Origin of the sequence: Pilibacter termitis (assembly GCF_900167335.1) — a bacterium.
GTDB lineage: Bacteria > Bacillota > Bacilli > Lactobacillales > Streptococcaceae > Pilibacter > Pilibacter termitis.
The window spans coordinates 27,413-42,261 of the sequence record NZ_FUXI01000021.1 but is presented as its reverse complement, the minus strand read 5'-3'; the positions used below and the strand labels follow the sequence as shown (position 1 = coordinate 42,261).

At 39.0% G+C, this 14,849-nt stretch carries 22 protein-coding genes and 1 pseudogene; all 23 read left to right on the top strand.

The genetic code is table 11. The features are described from left to right. The first annotated feature begins 181 nt into the window (after positions 1–181). The 23 genes and pseudogenes from fusA (at position 182) to rpsH (ending at position 14,849) form a co-directional block, all read left to right on the top strand. Positions 182–2,266 carry an elongation factor G gene (gene fusA / locus B5D30_RS09180; RefSeq protein ID WP_078807776.1) on the top strand — a complete coding sequence of 695 codons (2,085 nt, stop codon included), beginning with the start codon at positions 182–184 and terminating at the stop codon, positions 2,264–2,266. A 111-nt stretch (positions 2,267–2,377) separates the two neighbouring features. Continuing rightward, the gene (locus B5D30_RS09175) at positions 2,378–2,794 is read left to right on the top strand and encodes a pyridoxamine 5'-phosphate oxidase family protein (protein WP_078807775.1); all 417 of its coding nucleotides are present in this window, start codon (positions 2,378–2,380) and stop codon (positions 2,792–2,794) included. Positions 2,795–2,979: 185 nt separating this feature from the next. Next, positions 2,980–3,750, top strand: a complete 771-nt coding sequence (locus tag B5D30_RS09170) for a TMEM175 family protein (RefSeq protein WP_078807774.1) — start codon at positions 2,980–2,982, stop codon at positions 3,748–3,750. Continuing rightward, positions 3,751–4,363, top strand: a pseudogene (locus B5D30_RS09165) (hypothetical protein). Positions 4,364–4,714: 351 nt separating this feature from the next. Next, positions 4,715–5,683 carry an LptM family lipoprotein gene (locus B5D30_RS09160; protein ID WP_078807773.1) on the top strand — a complete coding sequence of 323 codons (969 nt, stop codon included), beginning with the start codon at positions 4,715–4,717 and terminating at the stop codon, positions 5,681–5,683. A gap of 32 nt (positions 5,684–5,715) precedes the next feature. Next, on the top strand, positions 5,716–6,672 hold the full coding sequence (locus B5D30_RS09155) for an LptM family lipoprotein (RefSeq protein WP_078807772.1): 957 nt from the start codon (positions 5,716–5,718) through the stop codon (positions 6,670–6,672). Positions 6,673–6,775: 103 nt separating this feature from the next. Beyond that, the gene (locus B5D30_RS09150; protein WP_078807771.1) at positions 6,776–7,360 is read left to right on the top strand and encodes a YdcF family protein; all 585 of its coding nucleotides are present in this window, start codon (positions 6,776–6,778) and stop codon (positions 7,358–7,360) included. Between the two features lie 483 nt (positions 7,361–7,843). Beyond that, complete coding sequence (rpsJ, locus tag B5D30_RS09145) at positions 7,844–8,152, top strand: 30S ribosomal protein S10 (RefSeq protein WP_078807770.1); 309 nt, start codon at positions 7,844–7,846, stop codon at positions 8,150–8,152. A 26-nt stretch (positions 8,153–8,178) separates the two neighbouring features. Further along, a complete protein-coding gene (gene rplC / locus B5D30_RS09140) occupies positions 8,179–8,811 on the top strand; it encodes a 50S ribosomal protein L3 (protein ID WP_078807769.1) in 633 nt (210 codons plus the stop codon). A 25-nt stretch (positions 8,812–8,836) separates the two neighbouring features. Next, positions 8,837–9,463 carry a 50S ribosomal protein L4 gene (gene rplD / locus B5D30_RS09135; protein WP_078807768.1) on the top strand — a complete coding sequence of 209 codons (627 nt, stop codon included), beginning with the start codon at positions 8,837–8,839 and terminating at the stop codon, positions 9,461–9,463. Then, complete coding sequence (locus tag B5D30_RS09130; RefSeq protein ID WP_078807767.1) at positions 9,463–9,753, top strand: 50S ribosomal protein L23; 291 nt, start codon at positions 9,463–9,465, stop codon at positions 9,751–9,753. Before rplD ends, B5D30_RS09130 begins: the two co-directional genes overlap by 1 nt. A 20-nt stretch (positions 9,754–9,773) precedes the next feature. Beyond that, entirely contained in the window at positions 9,774–10,607 is an 834-nt protein-coding gene (gene rplB / locus B5D30_RS09125; protein ID WP_078807766.1) for a 50S ribosomal protein L2, read from the top strand. A 75-nt stretch (positions 10,608–10,682) separates the two neighbouring features. Next, on the top strand, positions 10,683–10,961 hold the full coding sequence (gene rpsS / locus B5D30_RS09120) for a 30S ribosomal protein S19 (protein ID WP_078807765.1): 279 nt from the start codon (positions 10,683–10,685) through the stop codon (positions 10,959–10,961). A 17-nt stretch (positions 10,962–10,978) separates the two neighbouring features. Continuing rightward, positions 10,979–11,326, top strand: a complete 348-nt coding sequence (gene rplV, locus B5D30_RS09115; RefSeq protein ID WP_078807764.1) for a 50S ribosomal protein L22 — start codon at positions 10,979–10,981, stop codon at positions 11,324–11,326. Positions 11,327–11,340: 14 nt separating this feature from the next. Then, the gene (rpsC, locus tag B5D30_RS09110; RefSeq protein ID WP_078807763.1) at positions 11,341–11,997 is read left to right on the top strand and encodes a 30S ribosomal protein S3; all 657 of its coding nucleotides are present in this window, start codon (positions 11,341–11,343) and stop codon (positions 11,995–11,997) included. Positions 11,998–12,000: 3 nt separating this feature from the next. Continuing rightward, positions 12,001–12,423, top strand: coding sequence for a 50S ribosomal protein L16 (gene rplP / locus B5D30_RS09105; RefSeq protein ID WP_078807762.1), 423 nt, complete (start codon positions 12,001–12,003; stop codon positions 12,421–12,423). Further along, positions 12,423–12,611 (top strand): 50S ribosomal protein L29, encoded by a 189-nt coding sequence (gene rpmC, locus B5D30_RS09100; protein ID WP_078807761.1) that lies wholly within the window; start codon positions 12,423–12,425, stop codon positions 12,609–12,611. The genes rplP and rpmC overlap by 1 nt, the downstream gene beginning before the upstream one ends. A 19-nt stretch (positions 12,612–12,630) precedes the next feature. Continuing rightward, entirely contained in the window at positions 12,631–12,894 is a 264-nt protein-coding gene (gene rpsQ, locus B5D30_RS09095) for a 30S ribosomal protein S17 (RefSeq protein WP_078807760.1), read from the top strand. A 45-nt stretch (positions 12,895–12,939) separates the two neighbouring features. Further along, positions 12,940–13,308 carry a 50S ribosomal protein L14 gene (rplN, locus tag B5D30_RS09090; protein WP_078807759.1) on the top strand — a complete coding sequence of 123 codons (369 nt, stop codon included), beginning with the start codon at positions 12,940–12,942 and terminating at the stop codon, positions 13,306–13,308. Between the two features lie 31 nt (positions 13,309–13,339). Then, complete coding sequence (gene rplX / locus B5D30_RS09085; RefSeq protein WP_078807758.1) at positions 13,340–13,645, top strand: 50S ribosomal protein L24; 306 nt, start codon at positions 13,340–13,342, stop codon at positions 13,643–13,645. 25 nt (positions 13,646–13,670) lie between these two features. Then, positions 13,671–14,213 carry a 50S ribosomal protein L5 gene (gene rplE, locus B5D30_RS09080; protein ID WP_078807757.1) on the top strand — a complete coding sequence of 181 codons (543 nt, stop codon included), beginning with the start codon at positions 13,671–13,673 and terminating at the stop codon, positions 14,211–14,213. Between the two features lie 15 nt (positions 14,214–14,228). Continuing rightward, a complete protein-coding gene (locus B5D30_RS09075; protein WP_078807756.1) occupies positions 14,229–14,414 on the top strand; it encodes a type Z 30S ribosomal protein S14 in 186 nt (61 codons plus the stop codon). Positions 14,415–14,450: 36 nt separating this feature from the next. Further along, complete coding sequence (rpsH, locus tag B5D30_RS09070) at positions 14,451–14,849, top strand: 30S ribosomal protein S8 (RefSeq protein WP_078807755.1); 399 nt, start codon at positions 14,451–14,453, stop codon at positions 14,847–14,849.

Genomic DNA, 14,849 nt, shown 5'->3' with positions numbered 1-14,849 from the left:
ACAAATAAAAAAGGGGCTGTGGCGTTTTGCCCTAGTCCTTTTTTTATCGACATCATAAGATTTTCTTTTGCCTACTTGCTTTAAAAAGTTCAAGAAGTGTCTTAGGACGTCTATGTGATATAATAAAAAAGTAAAAATTTTTTCCGAATAAGGAAGTAAAAACAAAAGGAGAATAACACTCATGGCACGCGAATTTTCATTAGAAAAAACTCGTAATATTGGTATCATGGCACACGTTGATGCAGGGAAAACAACTGCAACAGAACGTATCCTGTACTATACTGGTAAAATCCACAAAATCGGTGAAACTCACGAAGGAGCTTCACAAATGGACTGGATGGAACAAGAACAAGAACGTGGTATTACAATCACTTCTGCTGCAACAACAGCACAGTGGAAAGGATACCGAGTAAACATCATTGACACACCGGGACACGTAGACTTCACAATTGAAGTACAACGTTCACTTCGTGTATTGGATGGTGCGGTAACAGTTCTTGACTCACAATCTGGTGTAGAACCACAAACTGAAACAGTTTGGCGTCAAGCAAATGAATACAAAGTTCCACGTATTGTATTCTGTAACAAAATGGATAAAATCGGTGCAGACTTCTTGTACTCAGTATCTACTTTGCATGACCGTTTGAACGCAAATGCTCATCCAATCCAAATTCCAATTGGAGCTGAAGATGACTTCACAGGATTGATTGACCTTGTAAAAATGAAAGCTGAAATTTACACAAATGACCTTGGAACTGATATTGAAGAAACAGACATTCCAGCTGACTATGTTGAATTGGCAAACGAATGGCGTGAAAAACTTATCGAGGCAGTGGCGGACACTGACGAAGATTTGATGATGAAATTCTTGGAAGGTGAAGAAATCACTGAAGAAGAATTGAAAGCTGCTATCCGTAAAGCGACAATCGACGTAGACTTCTTCCCAGTTCTTGCAGGTTCTGCGTTTAAAAATAAAGGGGTTCAATTAATGCTTGATGCTGTGCTTGACTACTTGCCAGCACCAACAGACATTGAAGCAATCAAAGGGATTGACCCTAAAACTGAAGAAGAAACAACTCGTCCAGCAAGTGACGAAGAACCATTTGCCTCACTTGCATTTAAAGTAATGACTGACCCATTCGTAGGACGTTTAACATTCTTCCGTGTTTACTCAGGTGTGCTAGATAGCGGTTCTTACGTTTTAAATGCCTCAAAAGGTAAAAAAGAACGTATCGGACGTATTCTTCAAATGCACGCAAACACTCGTCAAGAAATTGACCGTGTATTCTCTGGAGATATTGCAGCAGCAGTTGGTTTGAAAGATACAACAACAGGAGACACATTGTGTGATGAAAAATCACCAGTAATCTTGGAATCTATTGAGTTCCCAGAACCAGTTATCCAAGTTGCCGTTGAACCAAAATCAAAAGCTGACCAAGATAAAATGGGTATTGCTTTGCAAAAACTTGCGGAAGAAGATCCGTCATTCCGTGTTGAAACAAACGTGGAAACTGGAGAAACAGTTATCTCTGGTATGGGTGAGTTGCACCTTGACGTACTTGTTGACCGTATGCGTCGTGAGTTCAAAGTAGAAGCAAACGTAGGTGCTCCTCAAGTATCTTACCGTGAAACATTCCGTGCACCAATGGTACAAGCGGAAGGTAAATTCGTTCGTCAGTCTGGTGGTAAAGGTCAATACGGTCACGTATGGGTTGAATTTACACCAAACGAAGAAGGAAAAGGATTCGAGTTTGAAAATGCAATCGTTGGTGGTGTGGTTCCTCGTGAATACATTCCAGCAGTTGAAAAAGGATTGCGTGAATCTATGGATAACGGTGTGCTTGCTGGTTACCCAATGGTTGACATTAAAGCAAAACTTTATGATGGTAGCTACCACGATGTCGATTCAAATGAAACGGCGTTCCGTGTAGCCGCATCTATGGCATTGAAAGCTGCAGCGAAAAAAGCAAATCCAGTAATTCTTGAGCCTATGATGAAAGTAACAGTTACTGTTCCAGAAGAATATCTTGGAGATATTATGGGACACGTTACAGCTCGTCGTGGACGTGTTGAAGGTATGGAAGCACATGGGAACAGCCAAATCGTTAATGCGATTGTTCCGCTTGCTGAAATGTTTGGATATGCAACAACACTTCGTTCTGCAACACAAGGTCGTGGTACATTCATGATGGTATTTGACCACTACGAAGATGTACCAAAATCTATCCAAGAAGAAATCATCAAGAAAAATGGCGGCAACGCATAATTGATAACAGCCCTCTGCATTTTGCAGGGGGTTTTGCTGATTATTTTTAGCGTTTTAGTGTAAAATGGATATAGACACTAAGTTAAAAATGATAAAAATGGAGGGAATTTTATGCCAACTTATTTAGAAGAACGTGCAGAAGTGATTTTGCAAGAAGCACAAGCTGTAACGCTTGCCTCAATTGCTGAGGAAGGGTATCCAAGACCTATGGCAATGACGAAAATATTTTCTAAAGGGATTCAAGAAATTTATTTTGAAACGGTGGAACGTGCGGAAGGTCCAACGAAAGTCAAACAATTTCTTGCCAACAATAAAGCAGGGCTTGAATTTCATAAAGGAAATGACACGGTAACAATTTTTGGTGAAATCGAAGTCATTGATGACAAAGCAACAATAGAGGAAATTCGCTCGCTTGCCAAAAAAGTCTATTTCCAAAATGCAGAACGTGAAAATTATCGTTTGCTGAAATTCACGGCAAAACGTGCATTATTTGCGATAGACGGACAATTTAAACGTCAGGAATATTAAGAGGGTTGTGATACTACTAGACTTCTGTCCTTCGTTGTTAGATAAAAAAGGAACCTTTTGAGAAAGTAAGGTTCCTTTTTTTTTATTTCAATATGGATACATCTAAAAACTATTTTTTTCTAACTATTTATAGTATGATTATTGAATAAAAAACTCTCGATAATTTGAGTGGATAGGTGGTTAGAATGAAGTGGAATGAGGAAAGACGTGAAGAAAGAGAACGTAAATTTAAGGAGAGGTTTTTAGAAAGTTTTCCAGGTGAGAATGACGGAACAATCGAAGAAAAATGGCAAAAATTTCAAGGGCAAATTAAAAAGCGGGAGAAAAGTCGACGAAGAAGATTGCGTGAACATTTAGAAGTGTTTACAGATGCGATTGTGGCGATTATTATCACGGTAATGGTGCTTGAAATTCCGATTCCAGAGGAAAGTAGCTATGCTGCGTTTTTGAAAGCAATAGGGATTTTTTTGATTAGCTTTTTTATCGTGGCGAATTTTTGGTACGAGCAACACAAAATGTTTGCCGATATTGAGGAATTAAACGAGCGGATTTTATTGCTAGATATGCTCTTTATCGCAGGTTTATGTTTAATTCCACTTTTTACCAAGTGGATGATGAGTGAAGTGACGAGCTTTTCAGTGATGAATTATGGTGTGGTGTATCTCATTGTTAATGCGAGTTTGGATAGAATGTCGCATTTGATTATGCGTGAACATTTTGTTAATGATGAAAAGCGTGGAAAAGTATTTCAAATTTACTCTTTGTCACATTTTCTGTTGCTTGTAGGGTTGAATATTTCCATTCTGCTGTTTGCCTTTTATCATCCCAAAATCGCTCATTGGCTTTATATCACACTTCCAATCGCCTCTTTTGTCCTCGGAACGAGAAATAGCAATCGAGAAAGGGAGAGTTTTGTGCATGATTTTTCAAGAGAGAAAAAAGAGGGAGGTGTTTAGATGTACAATAGAAAAAATGTAAAAGATTGGATTGTGCGATTTGCAAAAGGAGTCGTTATCGCCCTAGGATTTATTTTGTCGGGGGTATCAGGTGGTGTTTTGACGGCGATTCTTGGGATTTACGAAAGAATGTTGCGATTCATGGCACATTTTCGTGAAAATTTCAAAGAAAATTTCCTCTTGAATTTTTGTTTGAACATTTCCAAATGATTGTGCTTTTTGGGGGGCAGGAGCGATTGTAGGAACACTTCTGTCGCTTTTCAAAGAGTCTGTTTCAAAAAGTAATCGAGATGTATTTGATTTTGCGTGTCTAGCGATTACGTTTGTAGCGGGTGTATTTTTGCCGATTGCGATTGGTGGCGTTTTGGCAATGCTTTTGTTTTCAAAAGGAATGGAATATTTCATTCAAACGGCACATTCCAGAGTGTACCCTTTTATTTTAGGACTTGTCATTGCAAGTACGGTCTTAATCCTTGTTCCAAATCCTTATGCAACGGAAGCGATTCGTTATGAGAATGTTACTTTTATTACAGTTTTGTTAAGTGTTTTGTTGTTTATCGCGGGGGTATTGCTACGATTCTGGATGAGTAAGTTAGAAGAAAAATACAAATAGTAAAAGAACGTAGCTATTACTTTTAAAATAGGTGCGTTTTTTAGTTAAGAAATATTTAAGAAATAACTCTGTAAAAAACTTGTAACATAAGAAATAATATGTCATAATATCACTTGTAAGATTTATTCAAAGACGCTCCGTACGCAAGCGAGTAAAGGAGGAGAAGTGAAAGGAAAGGGTTTGGCGTACAAAAGGGAATGAAAATCTCGAAAAAACAAAAAATCACGAAGTGATTTCGCAGAAAAGACTTTGAACGGACGAAGTTCGTGAATGACCCCGCTTGGACGTAGCGAAGCGTAGGTCAAGTTTCTGCGAAATCACGAAGTGATTTCGCAGAAAGGAGAGAAAAAAATGCTACAAAAAGGGAAAATCAAAAAAGTATTGCTATTTACAGCAGTAGTAGGGTTAACCGCCGTTTTAGGTGCTTGCGGGCAAAAAGGAAAAAGCTCGGCAGGGAAAGAGGAGTTCAAAACAAGCGTGAAGAAAAAAGAAACAACTAGCACTTCGACGAATCAAGAAGTGAAAAAGGAGGTGAAGAATGAGGAGGAAAAACAAGAAGTAACACCTGTTTCAACAGAAAAACCGAAAGAAGAAGTTGTGCAAAGAACGAAAGAAATGGAAGATTTTATTTTTATTATGAAAAACGGTCAGGAGATACAAAATAAGATGGGAGAATTGACGAATGACTATTTTCCTCTTGGGTACTACCTGACAGAAGAAGATATCGAAAAAAGTGGTTTTTCAGCAGATGAAGCTGATAAAGTAAAACTTACATTAGCGTTTTACGGGCAATTGCAGGAAGTAAAACCCGGGAATAAATGGTTGCTTGAGCAATATGGAGAAAGAGAGATTGATTCGGATGAATTGAGTAGTCAGTTTTGGGCTGGAAGTTTTGCATCGCTTGAGCCAGAGTTGAAACCATACTTGGCTCAAATTCGAGTTAGAACTAAGTATAAGGAAGATTATCCGGAAGATTATCAGAAAAAAATAGCGGAAGTCATGAATCTTGATAGAATATTGGGAAAAAGAAATGAAATGAGTGCGAAATGGGAGGAAATAAAGGGGGAGAAGGCTGATTTTGGGATTCAAACAGCGAATTTTACAGAGGAAGATGTAGAAAATACAAGCTATACACGTGAAGAACTTGAAAAAATCTATGTAGCATTCAAGATTTATGATGAAATGCAAAAAGATGTTGCAGGAAAACAATGGTTAACAGAAAACGAGGTAGCTGAGAATATTTCTACTGAAGTGCTTAGAGAGAAGTTGAAAAAAGGAGCGTTTACATTTATAAGAAGAGGGTATCAAGAGTATCTATAAAAAATTTAAAAATTTATGAGGAGGACAACAAAATGTCACAAAAAGGAAAAATCAAAAAAGTATTGCTATTTGCAGCAGTAGTAGGGTTAACTGCCGTTTTAGGTGCTTGCGGGCAAAAAGGAAAAAGCTCAGCAGGGAAAGAGGAGATCAAAACAAGCGTGAAGAAAAAAGAAACAACTAGCACTTCGACGAGTCAAGAAGTGAAAAAGGAGGTGGAGAACGACAAACAAGAAGTAACACCTGTTTCAACAGAAAAACCGAAAGAAGAAGTTGTGCAAAGAACGAAAGAAATGGAAGATTTTATTTTCCTTATGAAAAATGCTCAAGCAATCTATGATAAGACATATGAAATGTGGAATGGAGTATTTGAAATAGGTAGCCAAACTGTCGGGATTCCAGAAGAGAAAATCGCTAAAACAGGTTATTCACAAGAGGAAGTCGAAATTTTTATAACGACATACCATTTATACTCTTCAAATCTAACAAATAATAAACTAGGGAAGAAATGGTTAGTAGAAAACTATGGAGAACGAGAAATAAATGGAGAATCTCTCTTGAATCAGCTTTGGAATGGCGATTTTGCACCGCTAAAAGCAGAAGTACAAACGTATTTTGAACAATATAAACCAGTCAATCCAGAAGAAAGCGGGGGAAATACGGCAGAATTGAATCGTTTTTATCGAGTGTTGCAAATGAGTAAGGAAATGGAAGTTAAGAGAGTGGAATTAATGGGGGAAGTTACGAACTCAGGAAAGCAAACTGCTGGAATTTCAGATGAAAAGGTAGAGAAAACAGGTTTCACTCGTGAACAATTGGAAAAAGTTTTAACAGCGTTACAAGTATATGATGACCTTCGGAAAAATGATGTAGGGAAGAAATGGTTAAGTGAACAGATTGAAGACTTATCAATTTCAGGGGAGAAATTAAGAGAGAAAGTCTTGAATGGTAGAATTTCAGGTCGTGCTGAGGGAATGGTAAAATATTTATAAAAAATCACTAAATTTTTATGAAACTTTCTTATCTTTTTGGAGATAGGAAAGTTTTTTTCACGTTTTTATATTAAGATAATGGAAAAGTGTGAAGGAGAATAGTATGAAGAAATTAGTAAAAATTGTCGGGTGTTTTGTTGCATTCGGAGTGCTTTATGCTTGTGTAATGTTTGGTTTGATATTGAGTGATACGAAAAGTGTGGCGGCACCTCATGCGGATAAAATGTTGATTTTAGGTGCGGGAGTGTTTGGGAAAACACCAAGTGAGGCTCGTCCTTCGCCTGTTTTAAAAGAAAGATTAGATACGGCACTTCTTTATTTGAAGAAAAATCCAGAAACGAAAGTCATCGTCTCTGGTGGTCAAGGAGTAGATGAACCAATTAGTGAGGCGGAATGTATGGAAAATTATTTGATTTTGCACGGTATTGCACCAACGCATATCATCAAAGAAGAGAAATCACGAGATACGGTGCAAAATATGAAAAACTCTAAAAAGTGGATAGAAAAAGGGGAGAGCGTTGCGATTGTAACGAATGATTTTCACACGTTTCGCTCGAAAATGTTGGCAAGGCGATGTGGGGTGGAAAATGCAAGTTTAGAATCTGCTCCGAGTACAACGGCTGTTACTCCGATTAATTATTGTCGAGAAGTTTTAGCGTTGGGGTATGCTTTGATATTTGATCGTTAATTTTAGAGGTGTCTTTAAGAAAGCTGAGGGCTGGAACTTGGCTTTTTCTTTTTGAAATCTTAAAGAAATTTTAAAGAAAAAAACACGAATAATACGCAGGGTTTCCATAACAACTCGCCCGAGAGTGTCGGATTAAAAAAGAAAAACAAGGTATAAACCTTGATATATTAAGGTTTTCTAGTTGTTTTCAGAAAAAAATCCGAACATTTTCATTATGAAAGAAAAATAGAGAGAGAAAAAATTGGATAGAAAGATAGAGAAAATCGAGAAATCAATTAAAAAGACTTGCACTTAACTATAAAAGATGATAAGATAGCTAAGGTGTCTTTTCAGAAGGCTGAAAAACAAGCACTGCACGGAAGAAATTTTCGTGCGGCTATGAAGTAGGAGGTTGCGACACACCCGGTTGCATTGCCACGCAACCTATGTCGGTTTTCCTATGGAGCTAAGCCTATTTTCAAAATAGACGAAGGAGGTAACAAGATGGCAAAGCAAAAAATTCGTATTCGTTTAAAAGCGTATGAACACCGTATTTTAGACACAGCTGCGGATAAGATTGTGGATACAGCAAAGCGTACAGGTGCAGGTGTGAGTGGTCCAATTCCACTTCCAACAGAACGTAGCCTTTACACAATCATTCGTGCGACTCACAAGTACAAAGACTCTCGTGAGCAATTCGAAATGCGTACACACAAACGTCTGATTGACATTGTGAACCCTACGCCAAAAACAGTTGACGCTTTGATGAAACTTGATGTTCCAAGTGGTGTCAATATCGAAATCAAACTTTAATCTAAGAGAAAAATGGAGGTGTACTCATGACCAAAGGAATCTTAGGGAAAAAAGTGGGAATGACTCAAATCTTTACAGAATCAGGTGAATTGATTCCAGTAACTGTTGTAGAAGCAACACCAAACGTTGTTTTGCAAGTGAAAACTGTTGAAAATGACGGTTACGAAGCAGTTCAAGTTGGTTACCAAGATATGCGTGAAGTATTGAGTAACAAACCTGCGAAAGGTCATGTTGCGAAAGCAAACACGGCTCCTAAGCGCTTCATTCGTGAATTCAGAAATGTTGAGCTTGGAGAGTATGAAGTAGGAAAAGAAATAACAGTAGAAACATTCCAAGCAGGCGACATTGTGGATGTAACAGGTACGACAAAAGGGAAAGGATTCCAAGGTGTTATCAAACGTCATGGTCAATCTCGTGGTCCTATGGCTCACGGTTCTCGTTATCACCGTCGTCCAGGTTCAATGGGTCCTGTGGCACCAAACCGTGTATTCAAGAATAAAAAACTTGCTGGTCGTATGGGTGGCAATCGTGTAACGATTCAAAACCTTGAGATTGCAAAAGTAATCGCAGACAAAAACGTTATCCTTATCAAAGGAAATGTTCCAGGTGCGAAAAAATCATTGATTACTATCAAATCAGCAGTTAAAGCTGGAAAATAATCGAAAAAGGAGGGAACTTTAGGAAATGGCAAACGTAGCATTATTCAAACAAGACGGTTCAAAAGCCGGAGAAGTTACATTGAACGATGCGGTATTTGGAATTGAACCAAATGAAGCAGTAGTTTTTGACGTAATTCTTAGCCAACGTGCGAGCAAACGTCAAGGAACACACGCTGTAAAAAACCGTAGTGCAGTTTCTGGCGGCGGTCGCAAACCGTGGCGTCAAAAAGGAACTGGGCGTGCTCGTCAAGGTTCTATCCGTAGCCCGCAATGGCGTGGCGGAGGAATCGTATTTGGACCAACTCCTCGCAGTTATGCGTTCAAATATCCTCAAAAAGTTCGCCAATTGGCATTGAAATCTGTTTACTCAAGTAAAGTAGCAGAAGAAAAATTGGTTGCAATTGAAACATTAAGTTTTGATGCACCAAAAACAAAAGAATTTCAACAGGTTTTATCAAATCTGAATGTAGATTCAAAAGTTCTTGTTATCGTAGAAAACGCAGGAAATGAAACAGCTGAAAAATCAGCTCGCAACCTTCCAAAAGTAGCATTTACAACTGCACAAAGTGCAAGCGTACTTGATATTGCAAATGCGGATAAAGTAATCGTAACAAAAGCTGCAATCTCTGAAATTGAGGAGGTTCTTGCATAATGAATTTATTAGACGTAATCAAAAAACCAGTCATTACTGAAGCAAGTATGCTTGCGATTGACGAGAAAAAATACACTTTCTTAGTTGACGTAAAAGCAAACAAAACTTTGGTAAAACAAGCGGTTGAAGCAGCGTTTGATGGTGTGAAAGTTGAAAAAGTGAACATCATGAACGTGAAACCTAAGAAAAAACGTGTAGGTAAATACGCAGGTTACACAAAGAAAAAACGCAAAGCAATCGTAACTCTTACAGAAGACTCAAAAGACATCGAGATCTTTTCTGCTGAATAATAATATAGGAGGGAAAAGACGTGGCGATTAAAAAGTACAAACCGACCTCAAATGGTCGCAGAAACATGACAGGTTCTGACTTCGCTGAAATCACAACGAACAAACCTGAAAAAAGTTTGCTTGAGCCATTGAAGAAAAATGCTGGTCGTAACAACAACGGTCGCATTACTGTTCGTCACCATGGTGGTGGACACAAGCGTCAATACCGCTTGGTAGACTTCAAACGTAACAAAGACGGTATCAAAGCAATCGTAAAAACTATCGAGTATGATCCAAACCGTAGTGCAAACATTGCACTTATCGTGTATGCTGACGGTGTGAAATCTTACATCCTTGCTCCAAAAGGTTTGGAAGTAGGAATGGAAGTTTACTCTGGAGTAGATGCAGATATTAAAGTAGGAAATACACTTCCACTTGCAAATATCCCAGTTGGTACTGTGATTCACAACATCGAAATGAAACCAGGTAAAGGTGGACAATTAATCCGTTCTGCTGGAACAAGCGCTCAATTGCTTGGTACAGAAGGAAAATACGTGTTAATTCGTTTGAACTCTGGTGAAGTTCGTATGATTCTTGCTGCTTGTCGTGCAACAATCGGAACTGTTGGGAATGAACAACACAGCCTTATCAATATTGGTAAAGCAGGACGTTCTCGTTGGTTAGGCAAACGCCCAACTGTACGTGGTTCTGTAATGAACCCGAACGATCACCCACACGGTGGTGGTGAAGGTAAAGCACCAATCGGACGTAAAGCACCAGTTTCACCTTGGGGTCAACCAGCTCTTGGGTACAAAACTCGTAACAAAAAAGCGAAATCTGACAAACTTATTGTTCGTCGTCGCAACACTAAATAATCTATTATTTAGACCAAACAGCCAGCCTAACCTTAGCAGTTAGTGTGGTACAAAATTAAATGGAGGTCAAACACAATGAGCCGTAGTTTGAAAAAAGGGCCTTTCGCTGATGAACATTTGTTGAAAAAAGTGGAAGCTCAAGCAAACGCAGAGAAAAAACAAGTAATCAAAACTTGGTCTCGCCGTTCAACAATTTATCCATCATTTGTTGGATTGACTATTGCAGTTTATGACGGACGCAAACACGTTCCAGTGTATATCCAAGAGGATATGGTAGGTCACAAACTTGGAGAATTTGCTCCAACTCGTACTTACAAAGGTCATGCTGCAGACGACAAGAAAACTAGACGTTAATTTTATAGGAGGCTATTATGTCAGAACAAATTTTATCTGCCAAAGCAACTGCGAAAACAGTTCGCGTTTCTCCTCGTAAAGCTCGTCTTGTAGTGGACTTGATTCGAGGCAAACAAGTTGCCGAAGCAATTTCAATTTTGAAATTTACACCAAATAAAGCAGCGGGTATTGTAGAAAAAGTGTTAAACTCTGCAATCGCAAATGCTGAAAATAACTTCGACTTAGATGTTGAAAACTTATTCGTGAGCGAAGTATTTGTAAACGAAGGACCAACAATGAAACGTTTCCGTCCTCGTGCAAAAGGTTCTGCTTCACCAATTAACAAACGTACTTCTCACATTACTGTGGTTGTTACGGAGAAATAAAGGAGGTTTTACTAGTGGGTCAAAAGGTACATCCAATTGGCATGCGTGTAGGTATCATCCGTGATTGGGATGCAAAATGGTATGCAGAAAAAGATTATGCGGACTTCCTACATGAAGACTTACGCATTCGTAAATATGTCCAAACCAAACTTCGTGATGCGGCAATTTCTACAATCGAAATCGAACGTAGCACAAACCGTGTAAACGTAAGCTTGCACACTGCAAAACCTGGTATGGTTATTGGTAAAGGCGGAAGCGAAGTTGATGCATTACGCAAAAACTTAAACAAAATGACTGGTAAAAATGTTCACATTAACATCGTGGAAATCAAAAAACCAGATTTAGATGCAAAATTGGTCGGCGAAGGAATCGCTCGTCAATTAGAAAACCGTGTGGCGTTCCGTCGTGCTCAAAAACAAGCAATCCAACGTACAATGCGTGCTGGAGCGAAAGGAATCAAAACACAAGTAAGTGGTCGTTTGAACGGTGCAGATATTGCCCGTGCTGAAGGATATTCTGAAGGGACTGTTCCACTTCATACACTTCGTGCAGACATCGACTACGCTTGGGAAGAAGCTGACACTACTTATGGAAAACTAGGTGTAAAAGTCTGGATTTACCGTGGTGAAATTCTTCCAACTAAAAAGAAAGCTGAGAAAGGAGGAGAGTAATCTATGTTAGTACCAAAACGTGTAAAACACCGTCGTGAGTTCCGTGGAAAAATGCGCGGGGAAGCAAAAGGTGGAAAAGAAGTTGCTTTTGGTGAATGGGGTCTTCAAGCCGTAGACTCTCATTGGATTACAAACCGCCAAATCGAAGCGGCACGTATCGCCATGACGCGTTACATGAAACGTGGTGGGAAAGTATGGATTAAAATCTTCCCTCACAAATCATATACAGCTAAAGCAATTGGTGTACGTATGGGTTCTGGTAAAGGGGCTCCTGAAGGATGGGTAGCACCTGTGAAACGTGGAAAAATCATGTTTGAAATCGCAGGCGTATCTGAAGAGGTTGCTCGTGAAGCACTTCGCCTTGCAAGCCACAAATTGCCAGTAAAAACAAAAATCGTAAAACGTGAGGAAGCGGGGGATAAATAATGACAATTAAAGATATTCGTGAATTATCATCTGCTGACTTAGCTCAAGAAGAAGCTAAATTGAAAGAGGAATTGTTCAATCTTCGCTTCCAATTGGCTACTGGTCAATTAGAAAACACTGCACGTATCAAAGAAGTGCGTAAAACAATTGCACGCATTAAAACAGTTATGCGTGAAAACGACAAATAATTGAAAGGAGCTTTCTCGCATGACTGAACGTAACAATCGTAAAGTATACCAAGGACGCGTGGTAAGTGACAAAATGGATAAAACCGTAACTGTTGCTGTTGAAACAAAAGTAAACCACAAAATCTACGGTAAACGTATGAACTATACAAAGAAATACAAAGTACATGATGAAAACAACGAAGCAAAAGTTGGCGACATCGTGCGTATCATGGAAACTCGTCCATTATCAGCTACAAAACGTTTCCGTTTACTCGAAATCGTTGAAAAAGCAGTAATCATCTAAGAGTTCCGTATAGATTGAAACAAAATCTGAAAGGAGGATTCACAAGTGATCCAAGCTGAAAGTCGTTTAAAAGTTGCTGATAACTCAGGTGCTCGCGAAATTCTTACTATCAAGGTTCTTGGTGGTTCAGGTAGAAAAACAGCGAACATTGGAGACATTATTGTTGCGACCGTAAAACAAGCTACTCCAGGTGGAGTTGTGAAAAAAGGTGATGTTGTAAAAGCGGTAATCGTTCGTACAAAATCTGGTGCACGTCGTACTGACGGAAGTTACATCAAATTTGACGAAAATGCTGCGGTAATCATCCGTGACGATAAATCTCCTCGTGGAACACGTATCTTCGGTCCTGTTGCGCGTGAATTGCGTGACGGAAACTTTATGAAGATTGTTTCCCTCGCACCAGAAGTGCTATAATTTCCAACACCAATGAAGGAGGTGCAAAAAAGTGTTCGTAAAAAAAGGTGACAAAGTTAAAGTAATCACAGGTAAAGACAAAGGAAAAGAAGGTGTAGTGCTTTCTGCTCTTCCTAAAAAAGATAAAGTGGTTGTTGAAGGTGTCAACAAAGTCAAAAAACACCAAAAACCATCTCAAGCGAACCCGAACGGCGGTATCGTCGAAATGGAAGCTGCTATTCACGTATCAAACGTGATGGTGCTTGACAAAAACGGCGTTGCAGGTCGCGTTGGTTACAAGATGGATGGCGACAAAAAAGTTCGCTACAACAAAAAATCTGGTGAAGTGCTAGATTAATTTGCAAGGAAAGGAGGCACTTTAAGTGGCTAACCGTTTAAAAGAAAAATATTCGGCTGAAGTAATTCCTACTTTGACTGAAAAATTTGGTTATACTTCTGTAATGCAAGTACCTAAAGTTGAAAAAATTGTTTTGAACATGGGTGTGGGAGATGCTGTAAGCAACTCTAAAAATCTTGACAAGGCAGTAGAAGAATTGGCGTTGATTGCTGGTCAAAAGCCATTAATCACAAAGGCAAAAAAATCTATCGCTGGCTTCCGTTTACGTGAGGGTATGCCAATCGGTGCAAAAGTAACATTGCGTGGAGAACGTATGTACGAATTCCTAGATAAATTGGTTTCTGTTGCATTACCACGTGTACGTGACTTCCATGGGGTTTCTAAAAAGGCATTTGACGGTCGTGGAAACTACACATTGGGTGTGAAAGAACAATTAATCTTCCCTGAAATTGATTATGATTTGATTGATAAAGTTCGTGGGATGGATATCGTAATTGTTACAACTGCAAATACTGACGAAGAATCACGTGAACTATTGGCAGGCTTAGGAATGCCATTTGAAAAATAATAGGAGGCAAAATTCATGGCGAAAAAATCTATGATTGCAAAAAACAAGCGTCCAGCTAAGTTTTCTACGCAAGCATATACTCGTTGCGAACGTTGTGGACGTCCGCACTCTGTATATCGTAAATTCAAACTTTGCCGCGTTTGCTTCCGTGAACTTGCCTACAAAGGACAAATTCCGGGTGTGAAAAAAGCAAGCTGGTAATTTACACAACTCTAATAAAAGGAGGGTAACTCATCAATGGTCATGACAGATCCAATCGCAGACTTCTTAACGCGTATTCGTAACGCAAACATGGTTAAACATGATAGTTTTGAAGTTCCTGCATCAAAAATCAAACGTGACATCGCTGAAATCTTGAAAAAAGAAGGTTTCGTGAAGGATGTTGAATATATCGAGGATGACAAACAAGGCGTTATTCGCGTATTTATGAAATACGGACGTGACGGCGAACGTGTTATCACAAACTTGAAACGCATCTCTAAACCGGGTCTTCGCGTTTACGTGAAAAGTGCCGATGTACCAAAAGTATTGAACGGTTTAGGTATTGCGATTATTTCTACGAGTGAAGGTGTTGTAACAGACAAGGAAGCTCGTGCTAAAAACGTTGGCGGAGAAGTTCTAGCTTACGTTTGGTAA

Excerpts from the sequence above, each read along its gene's own strand:
- fusA (WP_078807776.1), top strand. The coding sequence starts at position 182 with ATGGCACGCGAATTTTCATTAGAAAAAACTCGTAATATTGGTATCATG.
- B5D30_RS09175 (WP_078807775.1), top strand. The coding sequence starts at position 2,378 with ATGCCAACTTATTTAGAAGAACGTGCAGAAGTGATTTTGCAAGAAGCA.
- B5D30_RS09170 (WP_078807774.1), top strand. The coding sequence starts at position 2,980 with ATGAAGTGGAATGAGGAAAGACGTGAAGAAAGAGAACGTAAATTTAAG.
- B5D30_RS09160 (WP_078807773.1), top strand. The coding sequence starts at position 4,715 with ATGCTACAAAAAGGGAAAATCAAAAAAGTATTGCTATTTACAGCAGTA.
- B5D30_RS09155 (WP_078807772.1), top strand. The coding sequence starts at position 5,716 with ATGTCACAAAAAGGAAAAATCAAAAAAGTATTGCTATTTGCAGCAGTA.
- B5D30_RS09150 (WP_078807771.1), top strand. The coding sequence starts at position 6,776 with ATGAAGAAATTAGTAAAAATTGTCGGGTGTTTTGTTGCATTCGGAGTG.
- rpsJ (WP_078807770.1), top strand. The coding sequence starts at position 7,844 with ATGGCAAAGCAAAAAATTCGTATTCGTTTAAAAGCGTATGAACACCGT.
- rplC (WP_078807769.1), top strand. The coding sequence starts at position 8,179 with ATGACCAAAGGAATCTTAGGGAAAAAAGTGGGAATGACTCAAATCTTT.
- rplD (WP_078807768.1), top strand. The coding sequence starts at position 8,837 with ATGGCAAACGTAGCATTATTCAAACAAGACGGTTCAAAAGCCGGAGAA.
- B5D30_RS09130 (WP_078807767.1), top strand. The coding sequence starts at position 9,463 with ATGAATTTATTAGACGTAATCAAAAAACCAGTCATTACTGAAGCAAGT.
- rpsS (WP_078807765.1), top strand. The coding sequence starts at position 10,683 with ATGAGCCGTAGTTTGAAAAAAGGGCCTTTCGCTGATGAACATTTGTTG.
- rplV (WP_078807764.1), top strand. The coding sequence starts at position 10,979 with ATGTCAGAACAAATTTTATCTGCCAAAGCAACTGCGAAAACAGTTCGC.
- rplP (WP_078807762.1), top strand. The coding sequence starts at position 12,001 with ATGTTAGTACCAAAACGTGTAAAACACCGTCGTGAGTTCCGTGGAAAA.
- rpmC (WP_078807761.1), top strand. The coding sequence starts at position 12,423 with ATGACAATTAAAGATATTCGTGAATTATCATCTGCTGACTTAGCTCAA.
- rpsQ (WP_078807760.1), top strand. The coding sequence starts at position 12,631 with ATGACTGAACGTAACAATCGTAAAGTATACCAAGGACGCGTGGTAAGT.
- B5D30_RS09075 (WP_078807756.1), top strand. The coding sequence starts at position 14,229 with ATGGCGAAAAAATCTATGATTGCAAAAAACAAGCGTCCAGCTAAGTTT.
- rpsH (WP_078807755.1), top strand. The coding sequence starts at position 14,451 with ATGGTCATGACAGATCCAATCGCAGACTTCTTAACGCGTATTCGTAAC.